23 protein-coding genes are annotated in these 22,062 nt (G+C 73.4%); 16 read left to right on the forward strand and 7 right to left on the reverse strand.

Annotation, left to right across the window (positions count from 1 at the left end; translation table 11 throughout):
- The first annotated feature begins 26 nt into the window (after nucleotides 1-26).
- The 4 genes from FJR00_RS09675 to FJR00_RS09690 are packed head-to-tail and all read left to right on the forward strand — an operon-like array spanning nucleotide 27 to nucleotide 3,620.
- Nucleotides 27-866, forward strand: a complete 840-nt coding sequence (locus tag FJR00_RS09675) for an alpha/beta fold hydrolase (RefSeq protein WP_141338542.1) — start codon at nucleotides 27-29, stop codon at nucleotides 864-866.
- Nucleotides 863-1,624, forward strand: a complete 762-nt coding sequence (locus FJR00_RS09680) for a sulfite exporter TauE/SafE family protein (RefSeq protein WP_141338543.1) — start codon at nucleotides 863-865, stop codon at nucleotides 1,622-1,624. Before FJR00_RS09675 ends, FJR00_RS09680 begins: the two co-directional genes overlap by 4 nt.
- A 47-nt stretch (nucleotides 1,625-1,671) precedes the next feature.
- Nucleotides 1,672-2,550 (forward strand): NAD(P)-dependent oxidoreductase, encoded by an 879-nt coding sequence (locus tag FJR00_RS09685; RefSeq protein WP_141338544.1) that lies wholly within the window; start codon nucleotides 1,672-1,674, stop codon nucleotides 2,548-2,550.
- A 2-nt stretch (nucleotides 2,551-2,552) separates the two neighbouring features.
- On the forward strand, nucleotides 2,553-3,620 hold the full coding sequence (locus tag FJR00_RS09690) for a tartrate dehydrogenase (RefSeq protein WP_141338545.1): 1,068 nt from the start codon (nucleotides 2,553-2,555) through the stop codon (nucleotides 3,618-3,620).
- Nucleotides 3,621-3,692: 72 nt separating this feature from the next.
- Here FJR00_RS09690 and FJR00_RS09695 read toward each other — a convergent pair whose 3' ends face one another.
- From FJR00_RS09695 to FJR00_RS09710, 4 genes are read right to left on the reverse strand one after another with little or no spacing between them, the layout of a single operon-like run.
- Nucleotides 3,693-4,826, reverse strand: a complete 1,134-nt coding sequence (locus tag FJR00_RS09695; RefSeq protein ID WP_141338546.1) for an aminotransferase class V-fold PLP-dependent enzyme — start codon at nucleotides 4,824-4,826, stop codon at nucleotides 3,693-3,695.
- Between the two features lie 57 nt (nucleotides 4,827-4,883).
- On the reverse strand, nucleotides 4,884-5,588 hold the full coding sequence (locus tag FJR00_RS09700) for an enoyl-CoA hydratase/isomerase family protein (protein ID WP_181409574.1): 705 nt from the start codon (nucleotides 5,586-5,588) through the stop codon (nucleotides 4,884-4,886).
- Nucleotides 5,585-6,382, reverse strand: a complete 798-nt coding sequence (locus tag FJR00_RS09705; RefSeq protein WP_075958542.1) for a putative hydro-lyase — start codon at nucleotides 6,380-6,382, stop codon at nucleotides 5,585-5,587. The genes FJR00_RS09700 and FJR00_RS09705 overlap by 4 nt, the downstream gene beginning before the upstream one ends.
- Entirely contained in the window at nucleotides 6,379-7,068 is a 690-nt protein-coding gene (locus FJR00_RS09710) for a GntR family transcriptional regulator (protein ID WP_181409575.1), read from the reverse strand. Before FJR00_RS09710 ends, FJR00_RS09705 begins: the two co-directional genes overlap by 4 nt.
- A gap of 121 nt (nucleotides 7,069-7,189) precedes the next feature.
- On the opposite strand from FJR00_RS09710, the gene FJR00_RS09715 reads away from it, so the two are divergent.
- From FJR00_RS09715 to FJR00_RS16310, 5 genes are read left to right on the forward strand one after another with little or no spacing between them, the layout of a single operon-like run.
- A complete protein-coding gene (locus tag FJR00_RS09715) occupies nucleotides 7,190-8,431 on the forward strand; it encodes an NRAMP family divalent metal transporter (RefSeq protein WP_141338549.1) in 1,242 nt (413 codons plus the stop codon).
- A 5-nt stretch (nucleotides 8,432-8,436) separates the two neighbouring features.
- Nucleotides 8,437-9,201, forward strand: coding sequence for a LamB/YcsF family protein (locus tag FJR00_RS09720; protein WP_141338550.1), 765 nt, complete (start codon nucleotides 8,437-8,439; stop codon nucleotides 9,199-9,201).
- A gap of 3 nt (nucleotides 9,202-9,204) precedes the next feature.
- Nucleotides 9,205-9,810, forward strand: coding sequence for a 5-oxoprolinase subunit B family protein (locus FJR00_RS09725; RefSeq protein ID WP_075958545.1), 606 nt, complete (start codon nucleotides 9,205-9,207; stop codon nucleotides 9,808-9,810).
- Nucleotides 9,807-10,697, forward strand: a complete 891-nt coding sequence (locus tag FJR00_RS09730; protein WP_141338551.1) for a 5-oxoprolinase subunit C family protein — start codon at nucleotides 9,807-9,809, stop codon at nucleotides 10,695-10,697. Before FJR00_RS09725 ends, FJR00_RS09730 begins: the two co-directional genes overlap by 4 nt.
- Nucleotides 10,698-10,754: 57 nt before the next feature.
- A complete protein-coding gene (locus FJR00_RS16310; protein ID WP_238330421.1) occupies nucleotides 10,755-11,384 on the forward strand; it encodes an SHOCT domain-containing protein in 630 nt (209 codons plus the stop codon).
- Nucleotides 11,385-11,401: 17 nt separating this feature from the next.
- On the opposite strand, the gene FJR00_RS09740 is transcribed toward FJR00_RS16310, so the two are convergent.
- Complete coding sequence (locus FJR00_RS09740) at nucleotides 11,402-12,775, reverse strand: aspartate aminotransferase family protein (RefSeq protein WP_141338552.1); 1,374 nt, start codon at nucleotides 12,773-12,775, stop codon at nucleotides 11,402-11,404.
- Nucleotides 12,776-12,821: 46 nt separating this feature from the next.
- Entirely contained in the window at nucleotides 12,822-13,706 is an 885-nt protein-coding gene (locus FJR00_RS09745) for an LLM class flavin-dependent oxidoreductase (RefSeq protein ID WP_141338553.1), read from the reverse strand.
- Nucleotides 13,707-13,859: 153 nt separating this feature from the next.
- Here FJR00_RS09745 and FJR00_RS09750 point away from each other — a divergent pair, with 153 nt between their 5' ends.
- Genes FJR00_RS09750 through FJR00_RS09770 form a run of 5 tightly spaced genes read left to right on the forward strand, consistent with a single transcriptional unit; the run spans nucleotide 13,860 to nucleotide 17,316 of the window.
- Nucleotides 13,860-15,350: a DUF1538 domain-containing protein gene (locus tag FJR00_RS09750; RefSeq protein ID WP_141338554.1), complete on the forward strand. Its 1,491-nt coding sequence runs from the start codon at nucleotides 13,860-13,862 to the stop codon at nucleotides 15,348-15,350.
- Nucleotides 15,347-15,697, forward strand: coding sequence for a transcriptional regulator (locus FJR00_RS09755; RefSeq protein WP_141338555.1), 351 nt, complete (start codon nucleotides 15,347-15,349; stop codon nucleotides 15,695-15,697). Before FJR00_RS09750 ends, FJR00_RS09755 begins: the two co-directional genes overlap by 4 nt.
- Before the next feature lie 5 nt (nucleotides 15,698-15,702).
- Nucleotides 15,703-16,119, forward strand: coding sequence for a CBS domain-containing protein (locus tag FJR00_RS09760; RefSeq protein WP_141338556.1), 417 nt, complete (start codon nucleotides 15,703-15,705; stop codon nucleotides 16,117-16,119).
- Nucleotides 16,120-16,150: 31 nt separating this feature from the next.
- The gene (locus FJR00_RS09765; RefSeq protein WP_238330422.1) at nucleotides 16,151-16,681 is read left to right on the forward strand and encodes an acyl-CoA thioesterase; all 531 of its coding nucleotides are present in this window, start codon (nucleotides 16,151-16,153) and stop codon (nucleotides 16,679-16,681) included.
- A gap of 5 nt (nucleotides 16,682-16,686) precedes the next feature.
- Nucleotides 16,687-17,316 carry a hypothetical protein gene (locus FJR00_RS09770; RefSeq protein ID WP_141338557.1) on the forward strand — a complete coding sequence of 210 codons (630 nt, stop codon included), beginning with the start codon at nucleotides 16,687-16,689 and terminating at the stop codon, nucleotides 17,314-17,316.
- Nucleotides 17,317-17,326: 10 nt separating this feature from the next.
- Here FJR00_RS09770 and FJR00_RS09775 read toward each other — a convergent pair whose 3' ends face one another.
- Nucleotides 17,327-18,973 (reverse strand): esterase/lipase family protein, encoded by a 1,647-nt coding sequence (locus FJR00_RS09775; RefSeq protein WP_181409576.1) that lies wholly within the window; start codon nucleotides 18,971-18,973, stop codon nucleotides 17,327-17,329.
- A 109-nt stretch (nucleotides 18,974-19,082) separates the two neighbouring features.
- On the opposite strand from FJR00_RS09775, the gene FJR00_RS09780 reads away from it, so the two are divergent.
- A complete protein-coding gene (locus tag FJR00_RS09780) occupies nucleotides 19,083-20,363 on the forward strand; it encodes a serpin family protein (protein ID WP_202876635.1) in 1,281 nt (426 codons plus the stop codon).
- 148 nt (nucleotides 20,364-20,511) lie between these two features.
- Complete coding sequence (locus tag FJR00_RS09785) at nucleotides 20,512-22,047, forward strand: plasmid pRiA4b ORF-3 family protein (protein WP_141338559.1); 1,536 nt, start codon at nucleotides 20,512-20,514, stop codon at nucleotides 22,045-22,047.
- Nucleotides 22,048-22,062 lie beyond the last annotated feature (15 nt).

Consider the following 22,062-nt stretch of genomic DNA (forward strand, 5'->3'; position numbering starts at 1 on the left):
CCGACCCATCTCACTAGCATCGGCCCGTGGACACCTTCACCCGCGACGGCCTGACCTTCGAGGTCCTCGACGGCGGACCCGAGGACGGCGAGGTCGTCGTCCTGCTCCACGGCTTCCCGCAGGACGCCACCGCCTGGGACCGGGTGTCGCCCCTCCTGCACGCCGCCGGCCTGCGGACCCTCGCCCCCACCCAGCGCGGCTACTCGCCCGGCGCCCGCCCGCGGCGGGTGACGGCATACCGGATCTCCGAGCTCGTCGCCGACGTCGTCGCGCTGCTCGACGCGGCCGGCGTGGAGCGGGCGCACGTGGTCGGGCACGACTGGGGCGGCGGCGTGGCGTGGGCGCTGGCCGCCGCGCACCCCGACCGGGTCGCGAGCCTGGTGGTGCTGTCCACGCCGCACCCGTCTGCGCTCGCGTGGGCGTTCCGGCACGCCGACCAGGGGCGCCGCAGCTGGTACATGCTCGCCTTCCAGCTCCCGGTCCTGCCCGAGCGCGGGCTCGCCCGGATGCTGCGCTCCGGTGGCCTCCGACGCACGGGGCTGCCGGACCAGGACGCGCGGAGGTATGCCGCGCGGCTGGGGCGGGCGGGCGCGCTGCGGGGGCCGCTCAACTGGTACCGCGCGGCCCTACGACCGGCCCGGGACGGCCGGGGCGGCCTGCGGGTCGGGCCGGTGGCCGTGCCCACGACCTACGTGTGGGGGACCCGCGACCCCTTCCTCGGCCGGGCCGCCGCGGAACGGACGGCACGCCACGTCAGGGGGGACTACCGGTTCGTCGAGGTGGACGCCGGCCACTGGCTGCCCGAGCGGCAGGCGGACGCCGTGGTCCGCGAGGTGCTGGCGAGGGTGCGAGACTGCCGCCCATGACCCTGACGGCCTCGATGATCGCCTTCATCGTGGTCGCGATCGTCGTCGGGGCGACCCTGCAGCGGGTGTCCGGGCTGGGGATGGGCCTGGTCGTCGCGCCGCTGCTCGCGGTCCTGCTGGGGGCGGCGCCGGGCGTGCTGGTGGCCAACGCCACCACCACCGTCTCCGCGTTCATGCTGACCGTCGCGGTGCGGCGCGCGGTCGAGTGGCGGCGGGCGCTCCTCATCGGGGTCGCCGCGGTCCCGGGCGCCGTCCTGGGCGCCCTGCTCGTCGGGGCCCTGCCCGGCCCGGCCCTGCAGATCACCGTCGGGGCCGTGGTCCTGCTGGGCCTGGGCACGGGGTGGCTCGTCGACCACCTCGGCCGGCTCCCGCACGTGCGGCGCTGGTGGGTCACGCCCGGGGCCGGGCTGGTCGGCGGCGCCCTCAACACGATCGCGGGCGTGGCCGGGCCGGCGATGATCGTCCACGCCCGGCTGGTGCGGTGGGGCCAGGCCGGTTTCGCCGCCACGATGCAGCCGGTCTTCATGGTCATGGGCGGGCTGTCCGTGCTGGCCAAGACCTTCGTCACCCCGGTGACGGCCTGGGTGCCGCCGTGGTGGCTGGCCCTGGTCGTCGTGGGCGGCGTGCTCGTCGGGATCGCCCTCGGGGGTGCCCTGGCCGACCGGGTCTCGGCCACCGCGGCCCGGCGCACGGCCACGGTGGTCGCGGCACTGGGCGGCGCGGCCGCGCTGGTGAGGGGTCTTCTGCTGCTCGGGTGAGACCCGTAGGGTGGCGGTCACCGACCCCCGTGGACAGGAGCGAGACGATGAGCACGATCGCCTTCGTCGGCCTGGGGATCATGGGCAGCCCCATGGCCGTCCACCTGCAGCAGGCCGGGCACGAGGTGCGCGGCCACAACCGTTCCCCGGCGAAGACCGGGCCGCTCGTCGAGGCCGGCGGGACCGCCTGCGGCTCGGCCGTCGAGGCCGTGGAGGGCGCGGACGTCGTCTGCCTGATGCTTCCGGACGGTCCCGACGTGGAGGACGTGCTGCTGGGGGACGGGCAGGTCCTCGAGCACTCCCGGCCCGGGAGCCTGGTCGTCGACTTCTCCACCATCCGCCCCGACGTCGCCCGCCGCATGGCCGACGAGGCGCGCGACCGGGGCCTGCGCATGCTCGACGCCCCCGTGTCCGGGGGCGAGGCGGGCGCGCGGAACGCCACCCTGTCGATCATGGTCGGGGGCGAGGCGGAGGACGTCGAGACCGCGCGGCCCCTGCTCGAGGTGGTCGGGCGCACCGTCGTCCACGTCGGGCCCTCCGGCGCGGGTCAGACCGTCAAGGCCGCCAACCAGCTGATCGTCGCCGGGCACCTGCAGGTGCTGGCGGAGGCGGTCGCCCTCCTCGAGGGGTATGACGTGGAGCTGGGTCCCGCCCTCGACGTCCTGGGTGGGGGGCTGGCGGGGTCGGCGGTCCTGGAGCAGAAGCGGGGGAACATGACCGAGCGACGGTTCGACCCCGGCTTCCGGGTGGAGCTGCACGACAAGGACCTGGGCATCGTGACCGGTGCGGCCCGGGAGGCCGACGTGGTGCTCCCTGTGGGCGGGCTGCTGGCCCAGCTGATGACCTCCGCCGTGGTCAACGGCGACGGACGACTGGACCACTCGGCGCTCCTGCGCGGGGCGCTGCGACTGAACGGAAGGCTGTGACGATGGATGAGCAGGTGAGGGTGGCCGTGATCCCGGGCGACGGGATCGGCACCGAGGTGATGGAGCCGACGCTGGGCATCCTCGAGGCGGTGGGGCGCCGCCACGGCATCGACTTCGCCTGGCAGCACCACGACTGGAGCTGCGAGCACTACACCAGGACCGGGCGGATGATGCCCGAGGACGGGCTGGAGCAGCTGGCGGAGGCCGACCAGATCCTGCTGGGGGCGGTCGGCTACCCCGGGGTGCCGGACCACGTGTCCCTGTGGGGCCTGCTCATCCCGATCCGGCGGGCGTTCAAGCAGTACATCAACCTGCGACCGGTCCGGCTGCTGCCCGGGATCGAGTGCCCCCTGCGGCTGAAGGAGGGCACCGAGATCGACTTCCTCGTCGTGCGCGAGAACAACGAGGGGGAGTACTCCGAGGTCGGCGGCCGGATGTACCGCGGCACCCCGGACGAGTTCGCGGTCCAGGAGTCGGTCTTCACCCGGCGGGGCGTCGAGCGGGCCGCCCGCTACGCCCTCGACCTGGCCGCCTCCCGCCGCGGGAGCCTGGCCTCGGCGACCAAGTCCAACGGCATCATCCACACGATGCCGTTCTGGGACGAGGTCGTCCACGAGACCGCCAAGGACTACCCGGGCGTGGAGGTCCGGGACTACCACATCGACGCCCTGTCGGCGCAGTTCGTGCTCGACCCCGGCCGCTTCGACGTCGTCGTGGCCTCCAACCTCTTCGGCGACATCCTCACCGACCTCGGGGCGGCGATCATCGGCAGCATCGGCATCGCCCCATCGGGCAACCTCAACCCCGAGGGCGAGCACCCCTCCATGTTCGAGCCGGTGCACGGCTCGGCCCCGGACATCGCCGGGCAGGGCATCGCCAACCCGCTGGGCCAGATCTGGGCGGCCTCGATGATGCTGGACCACATGGGCCACCCCCAGGCGGCCGCCGAGCTCGTCTCCGCGATGGAGGCGACCCTGACCGGCGGGGTCCGCACGCCCGACCTCGGCGGCACCGCGAGCACCACCGAGGTCGCCGAGGCGGTCCTGCAGCAGGTCGGGAGCGACGACTAGAGGCGACCGCTCGCTGTCAGTTGTGGCACATCGGTCGTCACGGCGACCGATGTGTCACAAGCGCGTGGGCAGCTACAGCGCCAGCGCCCGGTCCAGCCCCTCGGCCAGCCGCGACACGGTCCCGTCGACGTCGCCGAGCTTGTCGAGGCCGAACAGGCCCAGGCGGAAGGTCGACCAGTCCTCCGGCTCGCCGCACATCAGCGGCACCCCGCCGGCGACCTGGAGGCCGACCTCGGTGAACTTCGCCCCCGACTTCAGACCCGGGTCGTCGGTGTGGACGACGACGACGGTGGGCGCGGCATACTCCTCCGCCGCCACGGAGGTGAAGCCGCGCTCTGCCAGCAGCGACCGCACCCGTGCGCCCAGCTCGACCTGCGCCTCGCGCAGCGCCGGCAGCCCGCGCTGGGTCCCCTCGAGCATGACCTCGAGGTTGTGCGCCAGGGTGTCGGTGGGCATCGTCGCGTGGTAGGCGTGCTTGCCCTCGACGTAGCCCTGGGAGATCGACAGCCACTTCTTCAGGTCGGCCGAGAAGCTCGTCGACGTGGTGGCGTGGATCGCCTCTCGCGCCTCCTCGTTGACCATCACGTAGGCCGCGCCGGGGCTCCCGCTCCAGCCCTTCTGGGGAGCGGTGATGAGCACGTCGACGCCGACGTCCTTCATGTCGACCCACAGCGCGCCGGAGGCGATGCAGTCGAGCACGAACAGGCCACCGGCCTCGTGCGTGGCCTGCGCCACCGTGCGCAGGTAGTCGTCGGGCAGCACGATCCCCGCGGAGGTCTCGACGTGCGCGGCGAAGACGATCTGGGGGTTGTGCTCCTTGATGGCGGCGGCGACCTCCTCGGCGGGCGGCGGCGCCCAGGGCGAGGGGGAGGTGTCCGCCGTCGGACGTGCGGTGAGCACGGTGACGTCCTCGGTGATCCCGCCCATCTCGAAGATCTGGGACCAGCGGTAGGAGAAGAAGCCGTTGCGCACGACCAGCGCTCGACGCCCGGTCGCCAGCTGGCGGGCCACGGCCTCCATGCCGTAGGTGCCGCCGCCGGGCACGACCGCCACCGCGTCCGCGGTGTACGTGCTCCTCAGCAACTCGTTGAGCTGCTGCATCACGCCGACGAAGCGCTTCGACATGTGGTTCAGGGAGAGGTCGGTGAAGACGACCGAGTACTCCAGCAGGCCGTCGGGGTCGATGTCGGGGCGGGGAAGCGTCATGAAGGCACGATATCGGTCGGGGGCGACAGGACGGTCCCGCACCGACCGGGACCGGGCTCAGGTATGCCGTGGGAAAGCCACCAGCATCGGCCCCGCCGCCCGGGACACCGCCTCGGGGAGCTCGTCGACCCCCGCGAGGTAGCGCTCGCCGTGGGCCGGCGGGGCCACCGGGGCAGCAGCCCGGCGTCGCCGTTCTGCGGCCGCCAGCGTCGCGAGGTCGTCGTGCCGCTCGTCCAGCAGCCCCAGCCGCACGGCCTCGTCGGTGCCCACGACGTGGCGGCCGTCCACCAGCCGCTCGGCCTCGTCGTCCCCCACGAGCCGGTGCAGCCGCCAGCGCGTGAAGCCGTCCAGGCTCATCCCGTGGTGACCGAAGGGGAACACCAGCGTCGGCTCCCCGAGCGCGGCCCTCCGGTCGCAGGCGGCCATGATCTCCACCCCGCCGCCGGCCGCGCCGCCCTCGACGACGGCCACGACCTCCCGGTCGACCGCGTGGATGCTCAGCAGCGCCGACACGACCGCGTGGACGAACTCCTCGGCGTGGTCGGGGCCGGACCGGGCGAACCGCAGGGCGTCGAGGTCTGCCCCGGAGCAGAAGTACCCGCCGGCCCCCACGACATACAGGGGGTCGGGGCCGTCCCCGACCTGGCGCACGAGCGCACCCAGGTCCTGCCACATCGCCAGCGTGAGCGCGTTGCGCCGGGCGGGCCGGTCGAGGACCAGCGTGGTGCCGAGCGGGCCGTCGGTCAGCCGGACGCCCGTCACGGCAGCCGGTAGGTGCCGTCGGGCACGTCGGTGACGAACATGTGCCCGGGTGCGTGCGTGATCGCGAACGGCGGACGGGAGGCCATCAGCGCCGCCTGCGGCGTCACCCCGCAGGCCCAGAAGACCGGCACGTCGCCCGGACGCGCGTCGATCGGCTCGCCGAAGTCGGGCGCGTCCAGGTCGCTGATCCCCAGGGCCTCCGGCGCCCCGACGTGGACCGGCGCTCCGTGGACGGCCGGCATGCGGGCGGTCACCTGCACGGCCGTGGGCACCAGGGCGGCCGGCACCGGGCGCATCGAGACGACGAGCTCGCCGGAGAGGCGGCCGGCGGGACGGCACGGGCGGTCGGTGCGGTACATCGCCACGTTGCGTCCCTGCTCGATGTTGCGCACGGGCACGCCCGCGTCCAGCAGCGCCCGCTCGAAGCTGAACGAGCACCCGACGAGGAAGGCCACGAGGTCTTCCCGCCACAGGTCCATGACGTCGGGCACCTCCTCGACGAGCTCGCCGTCGCGCCACACCCGGTAGAGCGGCAGGTCCGTGCGCAGGTCGGCCTCCGGCGCCAGCGGGGTCCGGGGTGACCCCGGCTCGGTCACGTCCAGCAGCGGGACGGGCTGGGGGTTGCGCTGGGCGAACAGCAGCATGTCCCAGGCCCAGTCACGCGGCAGGACGACGAGGTTGGCCTGGGTGGACCCCGGTGCGTGCCCGCTGGTGGGGGAGACCAGGCCGGCCCGGTATGCCGCGCGCGCGGCGGCGGGGGAGTCGAGGCGGTCGGCGGAGGGGGCCTGGGTCATGCGGTGAGCTCCTGGCGGGAGAAGGCGGTGAGGATGGCGTCCTCGGAGTCGGCGAGGTAGGTCTCCAGGGCCGTGGCCGCCTCCGGGAAGCGGCCTGACAGCAGCAGGTCGGCGATCCGGGCGTTGCGCTCCACGAAGGGACCGAACAGCTCCGCCGGGTGCTCGACCACGGCGAAGACGAGGCGCAGCTCGGCCATGAGCCGCCGCATGGTGGCGTCGAGCCGTACGCTGCCGGCGAGGGCCACCAGCGACCGGTGGAAGCGCATGTTGGCCGACCCGGCGTGCGGCCAGTCCTGCCGGGCTGCGGCCGACCGCGCCGCGTCGACGGCAGCGGTGAGCGCCTGCATCCGGGACACGTCGAGCTCGGTGAGCCCGCGCACGACCGCCGGCTCAAGGACGCGGCGCACCCGGTAGATGTCGCGCACGTCCAACGGCGTGACCTGCGGGACGAAGGCCCCCCGGTTGGGCTCGTGGACGAGCAACCCGTCGTGCTCCAGCAGCCGGAAGGCCTCGCGCACGGTGTTGCGGGACACCCCGGACTCGGCCGCGACCCAGGTCTCGGACACCTTGTCGCCCGGCGCCAGCCGCCCCTCGGTGATCCACTCGCCCACGAGGACCACCACGGTCCCCGCGGCGGTAGGGGTGACGCTGCCCCGTCCGCCGCCGCCCCTGCTCCCTGCTCCCATGCCCCCGATCATCGACCACGGTCACAACTTGTTCAACACCTCTGGACGGATCGTTGAACAATCACTACTGTCGTGCGACATCCGGGCCGCCCCTGGGCCCCGCACAGGCAGGACGACGTCGATGGCAGAGCTGCACGACTCCCCGCACAAGGCCGCCGACGTCGCGCGCCCTGCGGCCACCGGCCGGGGCACGCTGCTGGGGGCCATCTTCCTCATGGCCACCTCGGCCATCGGGCCGGGCTTCATCACGCAGACGACCAACTTCACCGTCCAGCTGGGGGCGGCCTTCGCGTTCGCGATCGTCATCTCGATCCTCGTGGACATCGCGATCCAGACCAACGTCTGGCGGGTCATCGGGGTCTCGGGGATGCGGGCCCAGGAGCTGGGCAACGCCTCGCTGCCGGGGCTGGGCTACGTCATGGCCGGGCTGCTGCTGGTCGGCGGCCTCGTCTTCAACATCGGCAACGTCAGCGGTGCGGGCCTGGGGCTGAACATCATGACCGACCTGGACGCGCGGATCGGGGCCGTGATCCTGGCCGCCGCGGCGGTCGGGATCTTCCTGTCCAAGCGGGCGGGGGTGGCGATGGACCGGATCGTCGTGCTGCTCGGTGCGGTCATGATCCTGCTGACCCTCTACGTCGCGGTCACCTCCGGCCCCCCGGTCGGCGACGCGCTGCGCAACTCGGTCCTGCCCGAGCAGGTCAGCGTGCTGGCCATCACCACCCTCATCGGCGGCACGATCGGCGGCTACATCATCTACGCCGGCGCCCACCGGCTCCTCGACGCCGGCGTCAGCGGCGAGGCCCATCTGCGGGAGATCACCCGCAGCGCCGCCACCGGCATCATCGTCACCGGCGTCATGCGGGTCATCCTCTTCCTGGCGATCCTCGGCGTGGTCAGCACGGGTGCCGAGCTCGACCCGGCCAGCCAGGCCGCCAGCGCCTTCCAGGCCGCGGCCGGCCACGTCGGCTACCGCCTGTTCGGGGTCGTCTTCTCCGCCGCGGCGCTGACCAGCGTCATCGGCGTCTCCTACACGACGATCACCTTCCTGACCTCCCGGACCAAGACCCCGCCGCGCACGACCAACATCCTGGTGGTCGGCTTCATCGTGCTCTCGACCGTGCTCTTCCTGGCCATCGGCGCGGCCCCCGCCCAGCTGCTGGTCTTCGCCGGCGCCTTCAACGGCATCCTGCTGCCGGTCGGCATCGGTGTCATGATGTGGGTGGCCTGGCGACGGCGCGACCTGCTGCACGGCTACGACTACCCGAAGTGGCTGGCCGGCATCGGCACCGTGGCCTGGCTGGTGACCATCTACCTGGCCGTCAACTCGGTCCGGCCCGCCATCGAGCTCGTCACGGGGTGAGCGACATGACCATCGACCTGAACTCCGACCTCGGCGAGGGCATGGGCAGCTGGTCCATGGGCGACGACGAGGCGCTGCTGTCCATCGTCACCAGCGCCAACGTCGCCTGCGGCTTCCACGCCGGCGACCCGCCGATCATGCGCGAGGTCACCGCACGGGCGGCCGCCCTCGACGTGGCGATCGGGGCGCACGTGGCCTACCGCGACCACACCGGCTTCGGGCGCCGGTTCATCGACATGGAGCCGGGCGTGCTGACCGACGAGGTGATCTACCAGATCGGCGCCCTCGACGGGATGGCCCGGCGGCACGGCCACCGGGTCACCTACGTCAAGCCGCACGGCGGTCTCTACAACGCGATCGTCACCCACGAGGAGCAGGCCCGGGCCGTCGTCCGGGCCGTGCACGAGTTCGACGCCCACCTGGTGCTCATGGGGCTGCCCGGGTCGGTGGTCCTCCGGCTCGCGGAGGAGGCGGGGGTGCCGACCGCGCACGAGGCCTTCGCCGACCGGGCCTACACCCCCGAGGGCCACCTCGTGCCGCGCAGCCGGGAGGGCTCGGTGCTGCACGACCCGGAGGAGATCGCCCGCCGGTGCGTCGCCATGGCCACCGGCGAGCCGATCACCGACGTCAACGGCGACCCGCTCACGCTGCACCCGCACTCGATCTGCGTGCACGGCGACACCCCCGGGGCGGTCGAGATCGCCCGCCGCGTGCGCACCGCGCTCGAGGGCGCCGGCGTCACCCTGGCCCCGTTCGCCCCGGCGGGCTGAGCCGTGCGCGTGCTGCCGAGCGGCTCCCGCGGGCTGCTGCTGGAGCTGGACACCCTCGAGGAGGTGCTGGCCCGCTACGCCGCGCTCCAGGAGACGGAGCTGCCGGTCCTGGACCTGGTCCCCGCCGGACGCACGATCCTCGTCGTGGCCGACCGCGGCACCGACCTGCGCGAGCTGGAGCAGCAGGTGCGCCAGGTCGGCCCGGGGGAGCACGCGGGCACCGAGCGCGAGCCCGTCGAGGTGCCGGTCCGCTACGACGGTGAGGACCTGCACGACGCCGCCGAGGCGCTGGGGTGGTCGCCGGAGGAGCTGGTCCGCCGCCACCAGGAGGAGGAGTGGACCGTCGCGTTCTGCGGGTTCGCCCCCGGCTTCGGCTACATCGCCGGCACGCGGTTCGCCTGGGACACCCCGCGCCGCTCCTCGCCGCGCACCCGGGTGCCGGCCGGTGCGCTGGCGCTGGCGGGGGAGTTCACGGCCGTCTACCCCCGGGAGTCGCCCGGCGGCTGGCAGCTCGTGGGCCACGCCCTCGTGGAGATGTTCGACCTCGACCGGGACCCGCCGTCGCTGCTCCTGCCCGGCACGCCCGTGCGCTTCGTGGAGCGACCGTGACCACGCTCACCGTCGTGGAGGCGGGGGCGCTGACCACCGTGCAGGACTTCGGGCGCCTCGGGCAGGCCGCCCTGGGCATCGGCCGGTCCGGCTGCTGCGACCGTGGTGCCCACCGGCTGGCCAACGCGCTCGTCGGCAACCACCCGACGCTGGCCACCCTGGAGGTGACCCTCGGCGGGCTGGTGCTGACCACCGACGAGGACGTCGTCGTCGTCACCACCGGGGCCCGGTGCCCGGGCGCACCCCACCTGGGTCCCACCCACCTGCGCGCCGGGGAGGAGCTGCGCCTCGGCATACCCGAGGCTGGTCTGCGGACGTATGTCGCGGTGCGCGGGGGGATCGACGTGGAGCCGGTGCTCGGCAGCCGGGCGACCGACGTGCTCTCCGGGCTGGGACCGAAGGTGGTCGAGGCCGGCGACGAGCTGCCCGTGGGGACCACGCCCCGGCCGGTGCCGGGCGTCGACGTGGCCCCCGTGCCGGAGCCGACGAACGACCTGCTCGTCGTGCCGGTGACCGCGGGGCCGCGGCGCGACTGGATCGACGACGAGGCCTGGGGGCAGTTCCTGTCCCAGACCTACGTCGTCGACAGCCGGTCAAACCGGGTCGGGGTCCGGCTCGAGGGCCAGCCGCTGACCAGGGCGCAGGAGGGGGAGCTGACGAGCGAGGGGATGCTGCGCGGCGCGGTGCAGGTCCCGCCGTCGGGGCAGCCGGTGCTCTTCCTGGCCGACCACCCGGTGACCGGCGGCTACCCGGTCGTGGCCTACGTCGACGACGAGGCGGTCGACCGGTGCGCCCAGCTGCGGCCGGGGCAGGAGGTGCGGTTCACCGCGCGGTCCGGCGGAACCGGCGGAACCGGCGGCGCCGACGGGCCGTCCACGCGGCGGTAGGGTCGACGTCGCGCCACGGGGGGACCGTGGTCGGACGAGATCCAGGGAGGAAGGCGCGTGCGGGAGCAGACGTCCGGGTGGCCGGTCGAGGACACGGCATACGTCGACCCCAAGGTGCGGTGGCTGCTGCCGGTCGCCCGCCAGTCGTTGCGGCTCAACCTGCTCCCGGGCGAGGCGGTGCTCGGGATGTTCCCCGTGACCCGGTTCCGGCGATCGGTGGCGCTGCTCGTCGTGACGGACCGACGGCTGCTGACGCTGGGCGACCAGCACGTGGGCATGCCGGTCGTCGACGAGGTCGACCGCGCCCGGGCCACCGACGTCCACATCGAGCGGGAGAAGGTGTTCAGCGCCGGGCTGGTGACGGCGGTCACCGACGAGGGCGAGGTCAACCTGGGCACGCTGACCTACAACGGGCAGACGTTCAACCGGCTGGAGGAGGTGCTGGCGCGTACCGGTCCTGGGGGTATGCCACTCATCCCTGTGGGTGCACCCCCGGTCGGCGGGCATGACCGGGGGAGGCGGCCGCCGGAGGACGACGTCCCGTGGCCCGGCAGTCCACCGGTCCGGTCGGACCACCCGCTGGTGGTGCACCTGACGGCGCTGGCCGACCTGCACGAGCGGGGCGCGCTGACCGACGAGGAGTTCGCCGCGGCCAAGGCGCGGCTGCTGGCGGACCCGGAGGGCTGAGGGCTGCCGGCGGCCTGTCACTCCACGTGGGCGTCGGCCACCTCGAGCGCCTCGTCGAGCACGGCCAGCCCGGCGAGCAGGTCATCGTCGGCGATGTTCAGCGGCGGGACGACGTGCACGCGGTTGAAGTTGACGAACGGCAACACCCCACCGTCCTTGAGGGCCTTGGTCAGCTCGGTCATCGCGGGCGAGCTGCCGCCGTAGGGGGCCAGCGGCTCCCTGGTCTCCCGGTTCTTCACCAGCTCGACCGCCCAGAAGCAGCCGATGCCGCGGACCTCGCCGACGCTGGGGTGGCGCTCGGCGATCTCGCGCAGCCGCGGACCGATGACCTCCCGGCCCAGGCGGGCGGCGTTCTCGATCATGCCCTCCTCCCGCATGGCGGTGATGGTGGCCACCGCCGCGGCGCAGGCCAGCGGGTGGCCGGAGTAGGTGAGTCCGCCGGGGTAGGCGCGCTCGTCGAAGGTGGCGGCGATCTCGTCGCTGATGACCACGCCGCCGAGGGGGACGTAGCCGGAGTTGATCCCCTTGGCGAAGGTGATCAGGTCCGGGGTGAGGTCCCAGTGGTCGAAGGCGAACCAGGCGCCGCTGCGGCCGAAGCCGGCCATCACCTCGTCGGCGATGAGGACGATGCCGTGCCGGCGGGTCAGCTCCCGGACGCCGGCGAGGTAGCCGGGCGGCGGCAGGTAGATGCCGGCGGTGCCGGGGATCGTCTCCAGGATGAGGGCGGCGATGTTCTGCGGCCCCTCCAGCAGGATCATGTCCTCCAGGTGGCGCAGCGCCCGCTCGGACTCCTCCTCCTCGGTGGTGGAGCCGAAGTAGCTCCGGTAGGTGTAGGCGGGCATGAAGTGCACGACGCCCTCGCCGAAGTAGTCGTTGGCGAACCGCCGCGGGTCACCGGTGACGTTGACCGCGAGCTGGGTGCCGCCGTGGTAGCTGCGGTAGGCCGAGAGCACCTTCTGCCGACCGGTGTGCAGGCGGGCCATCCGGATGGCGTGCTCGTTGGCGTCGGCCCCGCCGTTGGTGAAGAAGACCGTGTCCAGGCCCTGCGGGGTCAGCTCGCTGACGAGCCGGGCGGCCTCGGAGCGCATGTCGTTGACGTGCTGCGGGGCGATGGTGCACAGCCGACCGGCCTGCTCCTGGATCGCGGCCACCACGGCCGGGTGCTGGTGGCCGATGTTGGTGTTGACCAGCTGGGAGGACAGGTCGATCAGCCGGTTGCCCTTGCCGTCCCACACGTGGGAGCCGGAGGCGGCCAGCACGGTCATCGGCTCGAAGAGGGCCTGGGCCTGCCAGGAGTGGAAGACGTGGGCGCGGTCCAGCTCGTAGGCCCGCCGGCCGTTCTCGATGTCGGCGGGGGAGACGGCGGCGGCGGTGCGGGTCTCGGTGGTCATGGGACGAGAATCGCACGGCCTCCCGGCCGGGGCGACGTGGGGCCGCTCACCAGGGCGGCGGGCCCCTCCTGACCAGCTCGAGGTTCTTCTCCGTGGACCGCCCGCCGGAGATGCAGTCGGACGCCAGCCAGGTGACCCCGAGGTCGCGGTAGGAGTCGACCCGGGCGTCGGTCAGGCCCGCGCCGTCGACGTAGAGGAACACCTCGCCGGGCTCGTCGGCCACCTCGCGGTAGTAGGCCATCAGCGCGGTCAGGTCCGGCCCGTCCGGGTCGGGATCGACGACGGGCATGAGGCCGTCCCACCGGGCGGCCCGGCGGACCGGCCTGCGGTTGGGCCAGAAAGCCCCCACGAGGACCGGGATGCGGGGCCGCTGCGCAGGGGTGGGGAGCAGGGCCACGTCGTCGACGTCGAAGAACTCGCCGTGGAAGGTGACCCGCTCGCCGCTCCAGAACCGCTCGAGCAGCTCCAGGGTCTCGTCGTAGCGGCGGCCGATCCGCCGCGGGTCCCACTCCTCACCGAAGAGGTCGTACTCGGCCCGACGTCCCAGCCCGACGCCGAGCACCACCCGGCCGCGGGAGAGCCGGTCCAGGGTCGCCAGGTCCTTGGCCAGCTGCCAGGGCTGCCTGCGCGCGGCCGGCACGATCCAGGTGCCCAGGGCGATCCGGTCGGTGCGGGTGGCGATGCCGGCCAGGGTGATGATCGGGTCGATCTGGGCGGCGTACTCCTCGGGCCGGAAGGGTTCGGGGTCGCCCGCCCGCCCCAGGTCGTCCGGGGCGGCGGGCCAGACCAGCACGTCCCACAGGAAGACCCCGTCCCACCCCGCCTCCTCGGCGGCGACGGCATACTCCACCATCGCCGGGGCGTCGTCGCCCACGGCGGGGTTGGGCAGGATCAGGGCGTGCCGCGGCGTGCGTGCGGCGGACGTGCTCATTCCTGCTCCTTGAAGGCCGGCCCCGAGATGGTCCTCGACGCTAGCGCGCCCGGTGTCGCCGACGCCAGGGTCGGCGCGGACCGCGCCCGGAACGGACGTCGGGCCCCGTCGTCGCCTCGGTAGGCTGGGAGCCACCGACGTCTGGAGGGTCGCATGCGCTACTACGCACGCGACCTGTTGGTGAGGCTCCGAGACGCCCTGACCAGCCTCGTCCCGATCCTGGCCGTGGTGATCGCCTTCCAGCTGCTGGTCATGCGCGAGGTCCCGGAAGACGTGGGCACCCTCGTGGTGGGGATGCTCGTCGTCGCCCTGGGCATCGCGGTCTTCCTCCAGGGGCTGGACCTCAGCGTCTTCCCCCTCGGCAAGAGCCTGGCCTCGCAGTTCACCCGCAAGCGGGCGCTGGTGTCGCTGCTGGCGTTCGGCTTCTCGATCGGTGCGGCGGCGGTCGTCGCCGAACCGGCCCTCATCGCGGTGGCCGACCAGGCCGAGCTCGTCAGCGGGGGCCGGATCGACGCCCTCGTCCTGCGCCTGCTCATCGCCAGCTCGGTGGGCGCGGTCATCGTCCTGGGCATCATGCGCGCCGTCCTGGGGTGGCGGATCCACCGGTTCGTCATCGTCGGCTACGTCGTCGTCATCCTCGTGACGTATGCCGCCCCGGCCGAGGTCGTCGGCCTCGCCTACGACTCCGGCGGGGTGACGACCAACATCGTCACGGTCCCGCTGGTGGCCGCGATCGGGCTGGGGCTGGCCGCGTCGTTGGGCGGCCGGACCGCGCTGCTGCACGGCTTCGGGCTCGTCGGGCTGGCCGTCATGGTGCCGATGATCACCGTCCAGGTCTACGGCATGATCGTCTACCGGGGGACGGCCACGGAGCAGGCCCTCGAGCCGGTTCCCCCCGCGCCGTCGGGCGACGTCGGGATCGGCGGGGCGGCGGACGTGCTGGGTGGCCTGCTGGGCATGCTGGGCGACGTCGCCCTGCTCGTGGTCGTGGTCCTGTTCTTCCAGCTGGTCGTCCTGCGGCACGGCGTCCCGCACCCGGCGCGGGTCGCGGTCGGCTTCCTGTTCGTGCTCCTGGGGCTCTACGCCTTCGTGGTGGGCCTCAAGCTCGGTCTGCTTCCGCTGGGCACCCTGCTGGCCGACCAGCTCGTCGCCAGGGACGTGCCCCTGCTGATCCTGCTGTTCGCCTTCCTCGTCGGGTTCGCCACCACCCTGGCCGAGCCGGCGCTCGTTGCCATCGCCGGCCAGGCGGAGGAGGCCGCCCCCGGAGGGGTGCGGGCAGGCGTGCTCCGGGTGGCGGTCGCCCTGGGCGTCGGCGCCGGCATCACGATCGGCGCCTACCGGATCCTCGCCGGCGACCCGCTGCACCTCTACATGGTCGGCGGCTACGGGCTGGCGATCCTGCTCACCCTCGTGGCGCCGCCGGGGATCGTCGCGCTCGCCTTCGACCTGGGCGGCGTGACCACCTCCGAGATCACCGTGCCCGTCGTCACGGCGCTGGGGATCGGCCTGGCCACCGGCGTGGCGGGCCGCGACCCGCTCATCGACGGGTTCGGCCTGATCGCCTTCGCCTCGATGTTCCCCGTCCTCACCGTGCTCAGCTATGCCATCATCCAGGATCGACTCCACAGGAGGACAGTTCGATGAAGTTCGTCGTCGTGGTCGCCATCACCCCCGAGGAGCTGGAGGAGGAGGCCGTGCAACGGGCGCAGGCCGAGGGCGCCGCCGGCGTCACCGTCCTCGCCGGGAAGGGGCTGAGCGCCGAGGCGCGCAGGACCTTCTTCGGGCTCACCTTCGAGGGCTCCCAGAGCGTGCTCGTCATGGTCGTCGCCCGGCACGTGGCCATGGGCATCCTCAAGGGCATGCGGGAGCTGCTCGTCCGGGAGGGCGACTCGCGCGGGCTGGCGTTCAGCCTGCCCGTCGAGCACATCGCCGGGCTGGACATGGAACAGGTGCTGGCGTTCGACAAGCGCCTGCAGGGGAAGGAAGGCTGAGGACCATGCTGACCGTCGCCGACATCATGATCACCGACGTCTACCGGGTCTCGCCGTTCGCGACCCTGCGCGACGCGCTGCTGCTCATGGGGGAGCGGGGCGTCAAGAGCCTGGTGGTCGACCGTCGCAGCGAGCACGACTCCTTCGGGCTGCTGGCCTACTCCCACATCCTGCGGACGATCGTCGCCGAGGAGGGTGACATCGACCTCATCAACGTCTACGACGTCGCCCTCACCCCGGTCATCACCGTGGCCCCGGAGCTGTCCGTGCGCAACGCCGCGGCGATGATGGACCGCTACCGCCTCAACCGGCTGATCGTCACCCGGCAGAACTCCCTGGTCGGGCTGGTCACCATGAACGACATCGTGGCCCGCATCATCGCCAGCCTCGACGAGGGCCAGTCGCCCCTCGCCCCGGTCTGAGCCATCCCTCCCGTCCGGGTACGGTGACGCCGTGGCCCGGCAGATCCAGCTCATGCGCGTCAGCACCCGCCCCCGGCGGCCGGTCCCGGGGCAGGGCCTGCTCGACCCGTCGGTGACCCGGATGCGGGTGCGCCCGGCCGACCTCGACTTCTACCTGCACGTCAACAACGGTGTCTACCTGCAGATGATGGACGTGGCGCGCAGCAACTACATCGCCGACGTCGGCGGCTTCCCCCCGTTGCGGGAGAAGGGGTGGTACCCCGTCGTCGCCGCCCAGACCGTGACCTACCGGCGGTCGCTGACGCTGGGCCAGCGCTTCGAGATCGTCACCCGGGTCCTCGGCTGGGACGAGCGGGTCGTCTACCTCGAGCAGCGGTTCGAGCGCGGCGACCGGCTGCACGCCCGCGGCCTGGTCGCCGGACGCTTCCTCACCCGCGGCAGCGGGGAGCGGGTGGCCGCCCCCCGCGTGGTCGAGCTGCTCGACCCGGGCGTGGCCTCCCCCGAGCTGCCGGCCGACGTCGCGGCCTGGGCCCGGGCCGTGGACGTCGCGCACCGGGGGTAGCCGTCGTGCCGGCGGCCCACCCGGACCCCCGCGGCTACCCCTGGGCCGAGCCTGCCCGCCCCGGGGTCCTGGGTCCTGCGGGGTTCGTCGAGGACGCACCGGACCTGCAGGGGCGCACGCCGGTCGTGGCCGTCGGCTCCAACGCCTCGCCGACCGTGCTCCGGGCCAAGCTGGGCGGGCTCCTGGGGACCGGCCTGCCGATGACCCTGACGAGGGTCGAGGGCCTGCAGGTCGGGCACTCGGCCCACGTCAGCGCCCGGGGGTATGTCGCGGCCGCCCCCGTGCGGGCCCGTCCGGGGACCGACGTGGTCGGGACGTTCGTGGTGTGCTGGTTCGACGAGGCCCAGCTGGCGCGGGTGGACGCCACCGAGCCCAACTACCGGCGGGTCCGGCTCGACCGGACCGGGGAGGGCACGGCCGTGCAGGTCTACACCTCCGTCCACGGGGTGCTCGGCGAGGGCGGGACGCCCCTGGACCTGCTCGGCCAGGGCGAGGTGCTGGGCTGGCTGGCCGCGCGCCTGGGGCCCGGCCTGCGGGACGACCTGGACCACCGCCGGCTCACCCATCCCGCCGTGCGGGAACGGGTCCGGGCGGCGATGGTCGAGGCGAGCCTCGTCATACCCGCGGGGTGGTGAGCAGGAGGCGTCAGTCGCGGTGGTCCCGGTTGGCGGCGATCGCCACCCGCATCCGGGCGCGGAAGCCGGTGCCCTGGACCTCGAAGGACCAGCCGGGACGCACGCCCACCTCCTGCAGGTGCTGCACGGGCGCCTTGACGCCCAGGTGGGCGTGGTCGGCGGCGACCTGCCGGAGGCGCTCGAGGTCGTTGTCGCCGCGCGCGCTGAGGTACTGCTCCCCGGTGTGCAGGAACAGCTCGGCGGAGGTGCCGGGAAAGACCTGCACGTAGTACTGCTTGCGGAAGATGACGTTGTCGGAGAACCCGATGCCGTGCGAGTCGCGCTCGCCGACGTAGACGTCCAGCCGGAAGACCATGCCCCGCGCCTGCGTGCTCGGCTTGATCCGCCCGTCGATCCAGCCCTGCCAGATGAGCCGGTCCGGCCCGGCCCACCCGGTGGTGCGGTCGCCCGGCTCGGCCAGCGGCTTCCGCAGCTCCTCGGCGAGCTCCGGCAACGGGTCGGACAGGTCGGCGCGGCTGAACGGGCCGTAGCAGTTCTCCGCCTCCGCGCTCTGGTGGAACAGCTCGAAGTCGACGTAGCGGGGCTTGATGCTCACCCCGAAGTAGAACTCGCTGTTGCCGAACCAGTCCCCGCCCCGGGTGATCTCGGCCTCCTCGAGCCAGAGCGAGACCTGGTGCGTGCCGTGCAGGAAGCGCATGGCGATCTCGTAGGTCTCCCGGGAGTTGACGACCGAGTCGAAGCCGCCGTGGCTCTTGTGCACGAAGGTCCGTGGGGCGCCGGGCAGCTGGGCGGAGGAGTGCTTGACGAGGCCGTCGCTGCGGTTGGTGGCCAGGGTCCCCTCGTCGAGCAGCGAGGAGAGCCGGTTGAGCACGCTGGCGGCCCCCACGGCGTAGCTGCGGTGGTTGGTGCCCACGACGGTGAGGATCCGCTCGAACGGGAAGACGTCGGCCAGCTCCAGGAAGCGGGTGCTGTCGGGGGAGAACGAGGCGAGCTCGTCCGAGCCGGACCTCGCCCCGGGGAGGGTCTCCACGAGCCAGCGGGGCAGCCGTTGGAAGGCGATGCCGCGGTGCGGCGTGCCCAGCGTGACGACCCGGTGCACCAGCCGGGAGGCCGACCCCTTCTCCTGCCGGTCCAGCGCCAGCATCGCCTCGCGCATGACGAGGCCGCCCATGCTGTGGCAGACGAGGTCGACCCCGTCGAAGGCACCGGGCTCCTTCTGCTCGACCGCCTTGCGGATCAGCCCGATCAGCCGGGCCAACCCCTCGCCGTAGCGCTGCAACGACCGCGGGGACAGGTCGTAGAAGCGGTAGACCCACAGCGTGCCCCGGGCCGCCTCCCGCAGCACGCGCTCGGCCACCTGGTGGTCGACGACGACGGTGCCGCCGGTGTCCTCCGGGTCCCATCCGCCCAGGTCGCCGCCGGGGGAGGAGACGGGGCTGGAGTAGTAGCCGACGACGTTGGTGGCGTCGGTGTAGGGGTAGTCGCGGGACTTCATCGCCCGCAGCAGGAACCCCTCGTAGATGTAGTTGTCTCCGCGTCGGCCCGGGTAGACGGTGCCCTCGTTGAACCCCTGGTAGGGGTTGGCCTGCTCGGCGCTGACGTCGAGCCCGCCGAAGCCGCGGACGAGGATGAGCGGACGGGCGAGCACCTCGGTCATGGCGGCCTCCTGCGCAGCGTGGTCGGACCACGGTAGCGCCGGGGGGCCTGGGGCCGCAGGGTTCTGGGTCGTCACGGAACCGCGGAGGCACGGGCATAGTCTCAACGGCATGCGACGGCGCAGCACGGCTCCCGGACGGTGGTGGGCGCTCGCCCTGACGGCGAGCCTGGCCCTGGTCGCCTGCGGGGACCGGCCAGGGCCGGAGGGTATGCCGCTCGGCAGCGACGAGGTGCGCGTCACCGTGGACCCCGACGACGCGACCGCGCTGGGGGACGTCGTGGCGGCGGCGGACGTCGTCGGCCTGGAGCTGCTCGCCGGTGCGGAGGAGGACACGACCGTGACCTCGCCGGCCAGCCTCCAGGTGGCCCTGTCGATGGCGGCCGAGGGGGCGGTGGGGCGGACGCTGGCCGAGCTGGAGGAGGTGCTCGGCGCGGAGGGGCCGGAGCGCACCGACGCGGTGAACGCGCTGACCACCGCCCTGGCGGGCCTCGACGGCGACCCGTCGGTGGTGCAGGAGGATGAGCTGCCCGGGACGCCGGTGGTGCACCGGGCCGACCGGCTCGTGCTCGACGAGGGGCTCGCGGTCCGGCAGCCGTTCGTCGACGCCCTGGCCCGCTCCTACGGCGCGCCCGCGGTAACCACCGACCTGAGCGGGGACGAGGGCAAGGCCGTGCTCGACGCGTGGGTCGACGAGCACACCGGGGGCCTGGTGCCCGAGTCGGCGATCGTGCCGCAGCCCGACCTGCGCCTGGTCCTGCAGGACGCGATCCTGCTGGCCGCCCGCTGGGAGGAGCCCTTCCCCGCGGCGCTGACGGCGCCGCATACCTTCACCCTCGCCTCGGGGGACGAGGTCGAGGTGGAGATGATGGACCCCGGGCGGGAGCGCCCGACGGCCTACGCCGAGGTGGAGGGGTGGGAGGCGGTGCGGCTGCCCTACACCGGCGGACGGCTGGCGGCCGAGGTCGTGCTGCCGCCGCAGGGGACCGCGCCTGCCGACCTGACGCCGGAGCTGCTCGCCGAGATCCTGGGGGAGCTCGACACGGGGGAGCAGCGGCTGGTGATCCTACGGATGCCGGTGGCCGACGTGGAGTCCGAGCTCGACCTGACCCCCTGGCTGCGCGAGCGGGCGCCCTCGTCGCTGGAGGGCGGCTTCGGCGGGATGAGCGAGCAGGAGCTGTTCATCAGCCAGGCCGTGCAGCAGGCCGTGCTCGCCGTCGACGAGGAGGGTACGGTCGCCGCCGCCGTCACCGAGATCGGGTTCGCCGAGTCGGCCGCGGCCGAGCCCCCCGTGGAGCTGACCGTCGACCGGCCCTACCTCGTGCGGATCGCCGACGGGGAGACCGGGTGGCCGCTGTTCCTGGCCTCCGTGGGGGACCCGCGGGGGGAGTGAGCCGGGGAAGGTTCAGCCCACCTGTTCCAGTAGGGTCCTGCGCGAGCTGCCACAACCGTTCGACTTCGACCCCGGATGAGGTGACGAGTTGTGGTCGTCATCGCGACCACGATCGGTCACCGTCGTCAAACGCGTCTACCCTCGTCCCGTGGGTGACGACAGGACCGAGGAGATCCGCCGCTGGGTGCAGGGGCTGTCCAAGGACGAGCTGGACGGCGTGCTGCAGGGCATCCTCGGCGGCGGCCTCGGCGGAGGCGGCGGCCTCGGGGCCTTCGCACCCGGGCCGGAACGGCATACCCCCGAGATGCCCGAGCTGCCCGACCCGCCGGACGAGCCGTCCGCGCTCACGCTGCGCGTCGACGTGGACGGGGCCAAACCCCCGGTGTGGCGACGGCTGGTGCTGCACGGCGACCTGATGCTCGACGAGGTGCACGAGATCCTGCAGGCGGCGTTCGGCTGGCAGGACTACCACCTGCACAAGTTCTGGCCGGGGCCGCAGAAGCAGGTGTGGACGGGGCCGTCCTTCCTCACCGAGTTCGACCTGTCCGAGGGCGAGGAGGGCGTGCTCGAGTCGGAGGTGCAGCTCGACCAGCTGCTGCGTGAGCCGGGGGACCGGCTGTTCTACACCTACGACTTCGGCGACGACTGGACCTGCACGATCAGGCTCGAGGCGGTCGGCCCGCTCGACGAGGACTCCCCGACGGCCGTCTGCACCGGCGGCCGGATGGCCGGCCCGCTGGAGGACTGCGGCGGGGTGCCGGGGCACAACGAGCTCGTCGCGGCATACCTGGAGGACCCCTCGCTACGCGCGCTCGACCGGGAGCGCCGGGACTGGTTGCCGCCCGACTGGGACCCCACGGAGTTCAGCACCGACGAGGTCGCCGAGCGGCTCTCGCTCGTCGGGCTGTCCACCGAGGAGGTCCTCCGGCAGCTGGGGGCCTCGGGCGAGCCGGGCGACACCGGGCAGTTCCCGGCGGCGCTGGAGCCGCTGCTCGACATCGCGCTCGCACCGACCGCGGCCGAGCTCGGGCGGCTGGTGGAGCGCGCCCGCACCGAGCACCCGGCCGAGCTGAGCGCGGAGGACCTGGCGCAGATCGCCCGGCCCTACCGCTTCCTCGTCGAGCTCGCCGGCGAGGACGGCATCCCGCTGACGGCGGCCGGCTGGATGAAGCCGGCCTACGTCGAGCGGACCTACCGTGAGCTGGGCCTCGACGAGGACTGGATCGGCAAGGGCAACCGGGAGGACCTGACCGCGCCCGTCGCGGACCTGCGCAGCACGTGCCAGGAGCTGGGGCTGCTGCGGAAGCACAAGGGGCGCCTGCTGCGGACGAAGCTGGCGCGCGGGCTCACCACGGACGAGGAGTATGCCGACGCGCTGGCCGCGCGCCTGCTGCACCACCGCGACACCTGGGTGGAGGTGGCCGGGGTCCTCTTCGCGCTGCTGACCGCGGCGGAGGGCCGGCCATCGTTCGGCCACTGCGACACCATCGCCCGGATCCTCACCGACTGCGGCCTGCGGACGGCGCCGGGCGGGGTCGACAGCCGGCACGTGACGCAGTGGGTCCGCCCCGTCTGGTCCGCGCTGCGCCGGGCGGCGGGGGAGCGGCTGCTCGACCGGACCGGGAGGGAGCAGGACCACCGGGCGGTCGCCCTGGCCCGGCGGGCCCTGTGGCCGGAGACGTAGCGGACCGGGTCTTGT

Source organism: Ornithinimicrobium kibberense (genome assembly GCF_006519705.1).
GTDB lineage: Bacteria > Actinomycetota > Actinomycetes > Actinomycetales > Dermatophilaceae > Ornithinicoccus > Ornithinicoccus kibberensis.